Origin of the sequence: Actinacidiphila oryziradicis (assembly GCF_005047355.1) — a bacterium.
Classification (GTDB): Bacteria; Actinomycetota; Actinomycetes; order Streptomycetales; family Streptomycetaceae; genus Actinacidiphila; species Actinacidiphila oryziradicis.
In genome coordinates this window covers 1-10948 of the sequence record NZ_SUMC01000170.1, presented here as the reverse complement: position 1 = coordinate 10948, position 10948 = coordinate 1, and the positions used below count along the sequence as shown (strand labels likewise).

Annotated in this window: 14 protein-coding genes and 1 pseudogene; 8 read left to right on the top strand and 7 right to left on the bottom strand. The window is 68.7% G+C overall.

Going from position 1 to position 10948, the window contains the following annotated elements; genetic code table 11:
- Both FCI23_RS58925 and FCI23_RS51585 read right to left on the bottom strand, forming a co-directional pair.
- A partial coding sequence (locus FCI23_RS58925; protein ID WP_211265852.1) for a hypothetical protein occupies positions 1-195 on the bottom strand: 195 nt, incomplete at its 3' end.
- A 168-nt stretch (positions 196-363) separates the two neighbouring features.
- Positions 364-966: a TetR/AcrR family transcriptional regulator gene (locus FCI23_RS51585; protein ID WP_169317409.1), complete on the bottom strand. Its 603-nt coding sequence runs from the start codon at positions 964-966 to the stop codon at positions 364-366.
- A 94-nt stretch (positions 967-1060) separates the two neighbouring features.
- Between FCI23_RS51585 and FCI23_RS51580 the strand changes: the two genes are divergently transcribed.
- Both FCI23_RS51580 and FCI23_RS51575 read left to right on the top strand, forming a co-directional pair.
- A complete protein-coding gene (locus FCI23_RS51580) occupies positions 1061-1915 on the top strand; it encodes an NAD(P)H-binding protein (RefSeq protein WP_136730867.1) in 855 nt (284 codons plus the stop codon).
- Positions 1916-1927: 12 nt separating this feature from the next.
- Positions 1928-2569, top strand: a complete 642-nt coding sequence (locus FCI23_RS51575) for a DsbA family oxidoreductase (RefSeq protein ID WP_136730866.1) — start codon at positions 1928-1930, stop codon at positions 2567-2569.
- A gap of 165 nt (positions 2570-2734) precedes the next feature.
- Here the strand turns inward: FCI23_RS51575 and FCI23_RS51570 are convergent, their stop codons facing one another.
- On the bottom strand, positions 2735-3010 hold the full coding sequence (locus FCI23_RS51570) for a hypothetical protein (protein WP_136730865.1): 276 nt from the start codon (positions 3008-3010) through the stop codon (positions 2735-2737).
- A 541-nt stretch (positions 3011-3551) separates the two neighbouring features.
- Between FCI23_RS51570 and FCI23_RS51565 the strand changes: the two genes are divergently transcribed.
- A complete protein-coding gene (locus FCI23_RS51565) occupies positions 3552-4382 on the top strand; it encodes an IS5 family transposase (protein WP_169317408.1) in 831 nt (276 codons plus the stop codon).
- Here the strand turns inward: FCI23_RS51565 and FCI23_RS51560 are convergent.
- On the bottom strand, positions 4300-4947 hold the full coding sequence (locus tag FCI23_RS51560) for a hypothetical protein (RefSeq protein WP_246144864.1): 648 nt from the start codon (positions 4945-4947) through the stop codon (positions 4300-4302). The two genes, FCI23_RS51565 and FCI23_RS51560, sit on opposite strands and share 83 nt — an antisense overlap.
- A 1161-nt stretch (positions 4948-6108) precedes the next feature.
- Positions 6109-7080 carry an SDR family NAD(P)-dependent oxidoreductase gene (locus FCI23_RS51555; RefSeq protein ID WP_136730862.1) on the bottom strand — a complete coding sequence of 324 codons (972 nt, stop codon included), beginning with the start codon at positions 7078-7080 and terminating at the stop codon, positions 6109-6111.
- Between the two features lie 123 nt (positions 7081-7203).
- Between FCI23_RS51555 and FCI23_RS51550 the strand changes: the two genes are divergently transcribed.
- On the top strand, positions 7204-7716 hold the full coding sequence (locus FCI23_RS51550; protein ID WP_246144863.1) for a TetR/AcrR family transcriptional regulator: 513 nt from the start codon (positions 7204-7206) through the stop codon (positions 7714-7716).
- A gap of 215 nt (positions 7717-7931) precedes the next feature.
- On the opposite strand, the gene FCI23_RS51545 is transcribed toward FCI23_RS51550, so the two are convergent.
- Positions 7932-8288: a TnsA-like heteromeric transposase endonuclease subunit gene (locus FCI23_RS51545; protein WP_136730860.1), complete on the bottom strand. Its 357-nt coding sequence runs from the start codon at positions 8286-8288 to the stop codon at positions 7932-7934.
- 393 nt (positions 8289-8681) lie between these two features.
- Between FCI23_RS51545 and FCI23_RS57770 the strand changes: the two genes are divergently transcribed.
- Genes FCI23_RS57770 through FCI23_RS51530 form a run of 4 tightly spaced genes read left to right on the top strand, consistent with a single transcriptional unit; the run spans position 8682 to position 10325 of the window.
- Complete coding sequence (locus FCI23_RS57770; RefSeq protein WP_211265851.1) at positions 8682-9200, top strand: hypothetical protein; 519 nt, start codon at positions 8682-8684, stop codon at positions 9198-9200.
- Positions 9197-9346 carry a hypothetical protein gene (locus FCI23_RS58920; protein ID WP_211265850.1) on the top strand — a complete coding sequence of 50 codons (150 nt, stop codon included), beginning with the start codon at positions 9197-9199 and terminating at the stop codon, positions 9344-9346. The genes FCI23_RS57770 and FCI23_RS58920 overlap by 4 nt, the downstream gene beginning before the upstream one ends.
- Positions 9347-9378: 32 nt before the next feature.
- Positions 9379-9636, top strand: a complete 258-nt coding sequence (locus FCI23_RS64710; protein WP_136730859.1) for a hypothetical protein — start codon at positions 9379-9381, stop codon at positions 9634-9636.
- Positions 9637-9671: 35 nt separating this feature from the next.
- Positions 9672-10325, top strand: a complete 654-nt coding sequence (locus FCI23_RS51530; protein WP_136730858.1) for a TetR/AcrR family transcriptional regulator — start codon at positions 9672-9674, stop codon at positions 10323-10325.
- 387 nt (positions 10326-10712) lie between these two features.
- On the opposite strand, the pseudogene FCI23_RS51525 reads toward FCI23_RS51530, so the two are convergent.
- Positions 10713-10948, bottom strand: a pseudogene (locus FCI23_RS51525) (LLM class flavin-dependent oxidoreductase); the annotation flags it as partial.

Sequence of the window (10948 nt, the reverse complement as noted above, 5' to 3'; positions counted from 1 at the left end):
TCTTGGGGCCCGGATCCTGGTGGGGCGGACGACCTTGTGGTCTCCGTGTTCCCCGCCCGTGCGGCGCCGGTCCCTCGGTCGATGCAACCGTGCCGGCCGGACCGGCTGTTCCCGGCGCGGCCGCTTGGCCTTCCAGGCGTCGGCGTTCAACGCGAACGAGGTGCAGGCGCGACCTGCTGTCCTGTCGAAGTGCATCTGTCAGGTGGTGAACCGCTGACGTGCTGGGATGCCAGGTCGTTTGAGAGCGCTGACCCAGGTGTTCCCAAACGACCTGGCTTTCGCGGAAGTCTCGTTCGCGATGGAGGCAGAACCGGTCCCAGGGCGAACCGGAGTGCCTGGCAGCGTCCGGGCGGGCGTCCCGCGTCACTCTGAGGTGCTGTCAGGCTGGGCGCGAAGTCCGTCGAGAGTGAACTGGAGGGTGCGGCGCCAGCCGTCGTCTCCTGCCGGGCGGTCGCGTACGAGGTAGGCGTTGACCGAGAAGATGCGCGCGAGGTCGCCGGCGGAGAAGCCGGGCCGGAGCGTGCCGCAGGACTGGGCGTCGCGGATGAGCTCGGCGCCGAAGGCCAGTGACTGGTCGCAGACCGCCCGCAGGTCGGGCGCGTCCGGGTAGCGGCGGGAGAAGACGTCGTTGAAGACGGGGTCCGCGGCCTGCTCCTCGCACATCCCCTCCACGAAGGCGGTGAACCGGCCCCATGCCGTGCCCTGCCCGGTGGCGCGGTCGATGACCGCTCGCAACCAGCCGGCCGCGACGTCCGCGACCACCGCGTCGAGCAGCCCCTCCCTGCCGCCGAAGCGGTTGTAGATGGTGCCCGCGCGCACGCCGGCGCTGCGGGCGATGTCCTCCAGGGGAACGTCAAGCCCGTCCCGGGCGAACGCCTCCGCCGCGGCCTCCATCACTTTCTCTATGTTACGGCGCGCGTCCGCGCGCAGGGGCCGTTCCCCGGCCAGTCCCTCTCCGCTGCTCATGCAGGCAACCCCATTATCTTGACATGCCATCAACTTAAGGTAGGCTCGCCACCGTCCAGATAACTTGATGGTATCTCAAATTAGGAGTTCCCACGTGAGCGTCATTGTCACCGGCGCCAGCGGCAAGCTCGGCCGCCTGGTCATCGACCATCTGCTCGCCACCGTCCCGGCCTACGAGGTCACCGCGGTGGCCCGCGATCCCGCCAAGGCCGGCGACCTCGCCGCCCGGGGAGTCACCGTCGCCGTCGCGGACTACAACTCCCCGGAGTCGTTCGACGGGCTGCTGAGGGCCGGCGACCGGGTGCTGCTGATCTCGGGCAGCGAGATGCACCTGGACCGGGTCGCCCAGCACAAGGCGGTCCTCGGCGCCGCCGTCAAGGCCGGCGTCGCGCTGTTCGCCTACACCAGCGTCCTCGGCCTCCAGGGCGGCCCGGTCAACGACGACCACCGCGCCACCGAGGACGCCATCCGCGCCTCCGGGATCCCGTACAGCCTGCTGCGCAACGGCCTGTACCACGAGATGGCCACGATGAACATCCCGGCCGCGCTGGAGCGCGGCGCGCTGGTCCGCGCCGCAGGCGACGGCCGGCTCGCCTCGGCATCACGCGCCGACTACGCCGCAGCGGCCGCCGCCGTCCTGGCCGGGGACGGCCACGAGGACACCGTCTACGAGCTGTCCGGCGACACCGCGTGGAGCTTCGCCGAGTTCGCCGCCGAGGTCAGCAAGCAGTCCGGGCGGCACGTTCCCTACCACGCCGTCACCGGCGAGGAGTACGCAGCGATGCTGTCCGGCGCCGGGCTGCCCGACCCGCTCCCGCACGTCATGGCCGGCATCGACGCCTCCATCGCCGCCGGGGAGCTCGCCCTCACCACCGGCGACCTATCCCGCCTGGCCGGCCGGCCCACCACCCCGGTAGCGGACGCGATCGCCGCCGCCCTGGCCGGGTAAGGCGACCCGGCGATGCTGCACATCGACATCTGGGCGGACTTCGCCTGCCCCGCCTGCTACCTGGCCAAGCCCCGCATCGACCAGGCGATCGCCGCCTCCGGGCACGCGGACGCGATCACCGTCACCTACCGCTCCCTCGAACTGTTCCCCGACGCCGGCCCCGAGCCTTTCGACTCCTTCGAGCACGTCCTGCACAAGTTCGGCGGCGACCAGGCCCAGGCCGCCCGTCTCGAGGAGCACATGGCCGCGCTCGCCCGCGCCCAGGGACAGCCCTACGCCATCCACCACCCGGTCGCCAGCTCCTTCGACGCCCACCGGATGCTCCACCTGGCCGCCGAGCATGGCGCGGCCAGCGAGTTCATGGACGCCGTCCAGCGCGACCTGCTCGGCGAGGGCGTCAACGTGTACACGGCCGCCTACCTCGCGAACGCGGCCACCAGGGCGGGGGTGCCGGCCGCGCGGGCCAAGGCCCTCCTGACGGGTGACGAGTACGCCAACGCCGTCCGCGCGGACAAGAAGCTCGCCCGGGAGGCAGGCGTCACCGCCGTCCCCTTCACCATCCTCGGCGGACGCCTGGCGATCCCGGGCGCCGCGACAGCCGATGCCTACGCCGACGCGATCACCCAAGCCCTCACCACAGGAGACCCGCAGTGAACCCGCCCAAGCTCACCATCCTGACCGCCGACACGGACGCGGCCTGCGACCCCGAGACCGGCACCTGCACCATCCCGCAGACGCCAATCCCGTCACCCGGCGCGGCGCCGGTAACCGACGCGGTCCTTCGGCCCGAAGTCGTCGCCGCCTGCGAAGTAGTCCACGTCAGCCCAGCCGCCACGAAACAGAACGATCTCGAAGCTCGGAGTCGTTGGGACCGGTGATTCGGATCCCGACCGAGTCGGGATCACTGACCTGGGACCTGTCGGTCTCCAGCCGCTGAGGCCAGGGGGCGGATTCATCACGCCAGGTGATCGGGCCAGCCAACAGGCCGTACGCCTGCCACGCACTGTGACGCTTAATGATCTCGGCAGCGGCCTGATCGAGGTCACCGGTTCGGTCCACGGGAAGATCCTGGCCGATCCCGTCGCCGGAATCCATGGAATAGCACCGTCGGCGCCACCATCCGTGAGCCCGGCGCCAAAAACGTCAACCTTGCGCCGCCGACACCGCGCCGGATGCGATGAGCCAGGACACCGCCGCTCAGAGCCCACAGCATTGAGAATCCGCCAGCACGAACGAGACCGAGTGAGAATCCGCCAGCTTTAATGCGACAGGACACCTGCATGTCTCAGCGCCACGTCGGATCCGACTTCCATCCGGCACCAGCCGTGAGATTCCGACACGAAATTTGAGATGTCCTGTCTCAGAGCGTGGTGACCAATCGAGTGGCGTTCGAGTAGCCCGGGTGCGGGTGATTTCTCGCACGCAGGTGCCGGTGGCGGGGTGGGCATGAAAGAACGGGCCCCTCGGTAGAGACGTGGTTGTCGAGACCCGGCTCGTCCAAGGAGGCCCGTTGCCATCCCAGTTGACCATCCAGAACGCTGCGCGGTCCACTCCGTCCCCTCTTGCGTGTGACTGCTACGTGCACTTGTACGGGGCGATCGCTGCGGGACGGCGTGCCGAGCGCTATCCCACCGATATGACGGACGCGGAGTGGACCGAGGTGCGCGCCTCGATGCCGGTGCCGGCCTGGCTGGAGGGCCGGGGCGGGCGCCCGGAGGAGTTCTGCCACCGGGAGATGCTCGACGCGGTGCGCTACGTGGTCGACAACGGCGCGAAGTGGCGTGCTGTCCCCGCTGATTTTCCCTGGTGGCGGGCGGTGTACGACTTCTTCCGGCGGTGGCGCAGGCACGGTTACGTGCGTGAGCTGTACCAGCGGCTGCGGCGCGTCGAGCGGCAGCGGCGGGGACGACCCGCGGAGCCGACCGCCGGGATCATCGACGCGCAGTCGGTGGACGGCGCGGACACCGTGGCCGGCGACAGCCGCGGCTACGACGGCGCGAAGTTGCGCGACGGGCGCAAGCGCCACGTCCTGACCGACACGTTGGGCCTGCTGCTGGAAGTCACCGTGACCCCGGCCAACGTGCACGACTCGGTGGCTGCCCCGGACCTGCTGGAGAAGTTCATGGCCGCGCCGGGCCGGCTGCTGAAGCTGGTCTGGGCCGACAGCGCGTACCAGGGCAAGGCCCTGGCGCAGGCGTTCGCCCGGCACGGGGTAAGGGTCGAGGTGGTGCGACGAGGCGACGGACAGACGGGGTTCGTGGTGCTCGCGCGCCGGTGGGTGGTGGAACGCACTCTTGGGTGGCTGTCACGTGCCCGCAGGCTCAACCGCGACCACGAGCGCCGCCCCGATCACCACGAGCAGATGGTGTGGTGGGCCGGCCTGCTCACCCTGACCCGGCGGATGGCGCGGCAGCGACTGCACTGGCCGGAGCGGCGAGCCCACCGGCTGGCCCCGCAGCAGCCCTGAACTCCCCGCCCCGCTCGCGCAGCAGCCAGCCCCGTGCCTCCAACGCGTAGGCGCGGTGCCGCACCTTCTCCACCTCGTTCATCCGTGTCGCATCCCGGCCAAGTGCCCGCGTCAGCTCCTGCACGGTCACCGGCCCCGGAACGGCCGTGACCGCCGCGAAGACCTGCCGGTAGACCCCCGACAGCACCTCCTCGCCCAGGCCGGCCCGCCACTGCGGTGGCCGCGGGTCGTAGGTGGCACCCCCGCCCGCCCCCGCAGACGCCGTCTGCCGCACAGCCACCGGCACCGCTGCACCGGCCGGTCCCGCCACGGGCACTGATGGCAAGTCATTCGCCTTGGCCTGCACCGATGCCGTCCCCGGCCCGCTCCCCCCGCGCCGTTCCACGCCTTCGCCCTCCTCGGCCAGCGCGCGCAGCACCTCCTCGCGGGCGATGCGCGCGTGCTCCACACGCTGCCGGGCCGCAGCAGCGTGCTCCTCGGCCTCCCGCAGGGCCTGCAGCCAGGACTCGAGCTCTTCTCGTGCCCGTGCCTCACGGCACTCCAGCAAAGCGATCACCGACGGCACCACGCACCTCCCGGACAGAACCAACCATCCGCTGGCTGCCCCGCCCCGACCGTCACCACACCTACCCGACCAGAAAACCGCAGCTCATCGAGCTACAGCACGGTTCACCACCACGCTCTCAGAGGGGCTGGCCCGAAGCCAGGGCTGTGACCTGCGGCGACCAGTTCGACTGCGACAGGTGGCAGTCCGAAATCTCAAATGATCTGGTCCGGCGCGTGCGGATGATGCTCGTCGTCCCAAGGTATGTCGTCCGTCGGTGTCGTTTCGAAGTGACCGCAGTCCGGCTATGGCTCTCGGCATGATCGGTCCGACCGAGTGCGCCCCTACCACTCCCGCACTCGATACAGGGGGAGCCTGCCGACGACGATGTCCCGCTTTCGCAGCCGCAGCCCGAAGTGTTCTTCGATCGCCAGCATGCTCAATCGCTGACCGCGCTGTCTGTAGGCACCGCACGCCTGCCGCCATGGGAGGACACCGACCTTCTCCAGGGCCGGAACCAGCAGGTCGGACTCCCGTCCCCACCGCCGGGTCTCTTCACCGATACCGAAGGAGCAAAAGTCATCAGGAAGCTGATCGCCTCCGCCCCGTCGCGTGAGACGGCCCGCAATCCGGCCTCCGTATAACCAGCAGCGTCGCCGTACTCAACGGCAAAGGACCAGTCGCCGGCCCGGCCCACCCTGGCGACACCGTCGATGTCCGGGTCGAGATCAACCGGCTCGACACCACGCGCGAGCGTCACGCATTCAACTACATACGGCTCCAGGAGCCATCCAATGCCACCGCCGTCAGCCACAGCGCCCACCCCATTCGAATGATCTACCTCTCGCATCCTCCCCTGGGACTCTGACAGTGGACAGCCCGCGGCCTCCCACTGTCCGTTCTCAATGAAGTTGGTCGGCGAGTGGACTCTGAGCTGGGGGCTGTCGTCCTCGCGTGAGACGGTTCCTCGCTCGGGTGTGTCAGGGCGGTGCAGTGTGTGGGCCTGTGATCGCGCGTGTCAACGAGGATTGGATCGATGGCCGCGCTGACCTGCGGGTTGTCAGTCTGGGTGCGACGGACTGAGTCTCGTTCTCAGGGGGCCTGTCAGTTTCTGGAAGGCGGCCAGCTCGTCGATGCCCGGCCGGGGAAGATCGGACACGGGTGTGCTGTGGCATCGAGAGGTCAGGCGCGGAGCAGATCGGTCGAGACCGCCCAGAGGTGCTTGGCGGTAGCGGGATCGAGCGCCCATTTCTTGACGCCGTGCGGGTGTTGCGCGAGGTCGGCGTCGTTCGGCACGGTGTAGGCCTCTTGTGAATCGTCGAGGTAGTGGCCTCCGGAGTGGGCGAACTCCGGGGCGACGGCCGCGACGATGCTGGTGGCGGCCCCCTGCTCGACCGTTTTGTACGTGAAGACTCCGGCGGCCTCGGCCGCATCGAGCGACTGCTTCTGTTGCATTGTGAAGTTCCGCTGCAGTCCCGTCGCGACACCGCCGGGGTTCACTGTATTGGCGATGATGCCGTCGGACGCCCAGAGGCGGGTCGCCTCGACGGCGAACAGGGAGTTCGCCGTCTTCGACTGGGCGTAGGCAATCTGCGGGTCGTAGCTGCGACGCTCGAAGTGGAGGTCGTCGAAGTCGATGCCGGAACGCATGTGCGCTGTCGAACTGACCGAGACGATCCGTGCTCCGTCGCGGTCGGACGCTCCCTGGGCCAGGGCGTCGTGAAGGCCGGCGGCGAGGGCGAAGTGACCGAGATGGTTGGTCGCGAATTGCAACTCCCAGCCCTCACACGTTCGTTCAAGGCCACCGGTGACTACGCCCGCGTTGTTGATCAGCAGGTGAAGCGGGCCGCTCCACGCGTCGACGAATCGCGTGACGGTGGTCCTGTCGGCGAGGTCGAGTCGGACGACTCGGGGCCGGATCCCTCTGGTCGACTTCTCGATCGTTTCAGCGACGGCGTCACCCGCAGTCGTGTTCCGGACAGCGAGCGTCACCTGCGCCCCGGCTGCGGTCAACGCACGAGCCGTCTCGATCCCGATTCCGGAGGAACCTCCCGTCACGATCGCGCGGATGCCGGTGAGGTCAATGTCCCGCAGCACCTCGTCCGCGGTGCTGGAGGCGGTGAAGGACGTGGAGATGGTTTCGCGAGTAGTCATAGCAGCGACTATACGTACTAGACTTGATTTGTATAGTTCGGCTCTCGCTCGTATGCTCGTCTCATGAGCAGTCCCGATGCTGGCCCCCCGCCGTGGGCAATCGCCGATACCGACCGTCGGACCATGGTTCTGGACTCCGCTCTGGTCACGTTCGCGCGATTCGGTTACCGGAAGACCTCGATGGAGGAAGTGGCGCGGGCGGCACACATCTCCCGGCCCGGGCTCTACTTCCTCTTCTCCGCGAAGGAGACTCTGTTCCGTGCCGCGGTCACCCAGGCCTTGGAGCGCGACATCGCAGCGGTCGAACACGTCCTGGCCGACTCCGGCCGCCCCCTTCCAGAGCGCCTCGTCGAAGCGTTCGACCAGTGGGCGGGCCGCTACATCGGCCCACTGACGCGCGATGTCGCGGTGATCGTCGAGGACAACCCCGACCTCCTCGGAGAGATCGTCGAGACCACGCCGCGACGTTTCGAGGAACTGATCACAGACGCGATCGCCGTCGAGTCAGGACAAGAGGCGGCCACCCCTGTCGCACAGACGATGATCAGCGCATCGATCGGCCTCAAGCATCAGGCCGCATCACGGGAGTTCTACCTCGAACGCCTGAAGGTCGCCATCGAACTCCTGGTGCACTGAAGACACGTACCGAAGCCGCGCGAGAATCCGGCCGCCTCGTAGGGCCGCGGTCTCGGATAGCGCCGGTGCCGCGAACGCCGCCCTCACCGCGGCGACGGTCCCGGGCGCCGCCGCGTGCCGCGGATGCCGGTAGCCGGCCAGCGAGCCAGCCAGCGCAGATTCGCCACCCGGACCGGATCAAGCCCCCTGACCAGCCGATAAGCTCAACCCACCACCTAACACACCTGCCGCGTCACCGAGAACGCCACCGCGGAGCGCAGGTCGACCCAGTCGACCGGACGGCAGTCGATCTCCAGCCCCGTCCCGTCGACGGCCCGCGCGAGGCAGTCCGGCGCGTGCGACCGTCCCCGCCGCGTCGTCTCATCGCGCCAGAACAGCCAGAACGGCTGCGAAGCGAACCCCGTCACCTGCGGGTCGAAGTCGAGCAGCATCGCGTGGTCCCGCTCCAGCCACGACTCGAACCCCACATGACGGCCCGTCGTCGCCGACCAGTACAAGCCCGGGACGTGGCGCTGGCCCCGGTACGACGGAAAGTCACGGACCGGCGGCACGTCCTCGAACGCGATCCCCACCGCGTCCCCTCAACGGTCGCCGGACTTCGACCCCGGCCTCCACGCAGGCCACATCGAAGCCGGCCACCTGCAGCAGGGCCTCATCAGAAACCGCACGCGTCCTGTCCATGGAACGACCATCACGGCCCTGATGAGACAAGCCAGATCAGATGAGACTCAATCCACCCTGAAAGGCGAAAACCGGGCACAGCCGGCCACGTACGCCGCGAATCGGCCGACTACCAACTGAGACACGTGAGACACCACCAGGTCCAGTGAGACCGGACAGGCAGCCTGGCAGTCTCACATGACGTTGTCCCCCGCCAGCAGATCCAGCAATGGGGCGACCTGCTGGGCAGGGACCTCGCAGACCTGGTCGTGCCGGTCACGCTCGGACGGCACGGCCAGGAACTGGTGACCATGGCCCTGACCCCCGAGGCACCGGACGAAGCCAAGCAGCGATCACCCGAGATCCTTCGCGGGATCCGTGAGCTGTTGGGCGAGGACTGCTCCATCAGCAGCTGGCCCGGACTCGGACTCCGGCCTGTCACCGTCCTGGTGGCGGCATCACCGGACTGGCACGACCGGCAGGCGGTGGAGGACATCCTGCTGGAGACCTGGCACGACGTCACCCAGGCCCTGCCGAGTATTCATTCGTCCTGGAGCACTCAGCTGAGACCGAAGCCGACCGTTTCGTTGACGAGTGGGCCGCGCAGTACGACACGCTCACCCACGAGCCGGGGGTGCTCGCAGTCGGCTCGCCGGCCAACTGGACGAAGCACTACGAGCAGGCACCGCTCGTACGCGACCAGAAGCTCGTGGCACACGGGGCGGACCTGCGCCTGGGCCTTCCTCACCAACCCGGACGATCCGCCACGACTGATGACGCTCGCGACCGCCGCCCAGATCCCCGTCCGGAGGGTCGTCCCGTGACCGAGCCCCAGTTCAGTGGCATCGACCTGGCCCGGGTCGCACTCCAGGCTGCCAAGGCAGCGGCGAAGAGCTGGCCCGCCGATGCCAGCGGGGGCCGCAGCAGCGCCCGGCGCCGCCGTGGCCCGGCCGTACGAGGCGATATTTAAAGTAATTCTCGTCGTGCGACACCCCATAGGGCGTGTTCCCGCAGATCATGTCGGCGAGCGTCGACCCGGCGGACGAGCTGTCCGCCGACGGGGTGCTGCTGGCGGCGCTCGGCCAGCAGCGGGCCCAGCTTCACGCCGTCGATGCCGAGTCCTCCAGCACCTCACGCCGGGCGGCGGCGGGGAAGTCCTCCCCGGGCTCCAGGGAGCCGCCGGCGGTGGCCCAGAAGCACCGGCCCTTGAGCAGCAACCGAACGGCCAGTGACGTTAAGGAGCCCGGCGGGCTCGTCTAATCGTCACTGGCCGTTCCGATGCGGACCCCGAGATCATGGCCGCCGACCCCTCCCCGCCTGCCCAGCAGCAACAACAGCTTCGCGCCGACGCGATCCGCAACCGCGAGAGCGTGCTCGCCGCGGCCACCCGCGTATTCGCGGCGTCGGACGCCGAGCCGTCCATGCGCGAGATCGCCCGCCTCGCCGGGGTCGGGGTGGCCACCCTCTACCGCCACTTCCCGACCAGGGAGGCGTTGGTCGACGCGGTCTACCAGGACCAGGTCGTGCGACTGACGACCGGCGCGCGCGACTTGCTCCAGACGCACCCGCCCGCACGGGCCCTGCGTTCGTGGATGGATCTGTTCGCGGACTGGATCGCCACCAAGCACGGGATGACGGACACCCTGCTCGCCATGATCGACACCGGGGAAATCTCGCTCGCCCACAGTCGTAACGAGATCCTGTCGGCCATCGGTACCCTCGTCGACGCAGGGGCCGCGTCAGGAGAGATCCGCGCCGACACGAGCAGCGAGGACGTCGCCGCCGCCCTCCTCGGTCTCCTTTCCGTCTCCGGGGCACGCGGACACCACGCTCAGGCCCAACGGCTGCTCGATCTGCTGATGGACGGCCTCAATCCCCAATCCGTGCCCGTCGCCCGTGCAACGTCCGGTGGGACCGCGAAAGCGGTACGCGAGCAAGGCGCGCGGTAACCCCCGGTGTTGAAGACGACGTGCGTCGCTCACCCCTCCGTCGTGGCAGCGGAGATCGGCCGACGCGAACCGGCTTCTGCGCGGTCGCATACAGATCAACGACACGTCGCCGACCCCATCGAGCCCTGCCACCGACGGAACTCGCGACACTTGATTACGCGACCTCACCAGTCTGATGTCAGCGGGGCGTGAATTTGTAACGGGTTGATCGCTACGGGTGGTCGGCTGATTGGTCGGTTCTACTTTGCGGGCTATGCCTGTGGAGTTCTTGACTGATGAGCAGGCTGTTATCTGGATCTCTCAAGGTCGATAGGTGTACTGACCTGGGCATTCGCATGGCTTTCAGTGTCAGCCACGGAGGTTTTCAGTGTCGCTTGCAAAGGCCGGTCAGGCGCCGTTCTCCCGGACAGGGGTGACAATCTCGTCGACAAGCCAGCGGGCGGCCTTTTCCGGATAGGGGCGGGGCAGCGCGAGTACGACGTGCCGGATGCCGGCGGCGGCGAGTGCGCAGACGTGGGCGCGGGTGGTTGCGGGGTCGGCGTAGTCGACGATGATCTGCGCGGAGCGGGTGATCTCGGCGGGGTCGCGGCCGATCGCCGCGCAGTGCGCGTCCAGGACGCGGG

Bases quoted from the DNA above. Each gene is read 5' to 3' on its own strand.
- FCI23_RS51585 (WP_169317409.1), bottom strand. From the start codon at position 966: ATGAGCAGCGGAGAGGGACTGGCCGGGGAACGGCCCCTGCGCGCGGAC.
- FCI23_RS51575 (WP_136730866.1), top strand. From the start codon at position 1,928: ATGCTGCACATCGACATCTGGGCGGACTTCGCCTGCCCCGCCTGCTAC.
- FCI23_RS51570 (WP_136730865.1), bottom strand. From the start codon at position 3,010: ATGGATTCCGGCGACGGGATCGGCCAGGATCTTCCCGTGGACCGAACC.
- FCI23_RS51565 (WP_169317408.1), top strand. From the start codon at position 3,552: ATGACGGACGCGGAGTGGACCGAGGTGCGCGCCTCGATGCCGGTGCCG.
- FCI23_RS51555 (WP_136730862.1), bottom strand. From the start codon at position 7,080: ATGACTACTCGCGAAACCATCTCCACGTCCTTCACCGCCTCCAGCACC.
- FCI23_RS51550 (WP_246144863.1), top strand. From the start codon at position 7,204: ATGGTTCTGGACTCCGCTCTGGTCACGTTCGCGCGATTCGGTTACCGG.
- FCI23_RS51530 (WP_136730858.1), top strand. From the start codon at position 9,672: ATGGCCGCCGACCCCTCCCCGCCTGCCCAGCAGCAACAACAGCTTCGC.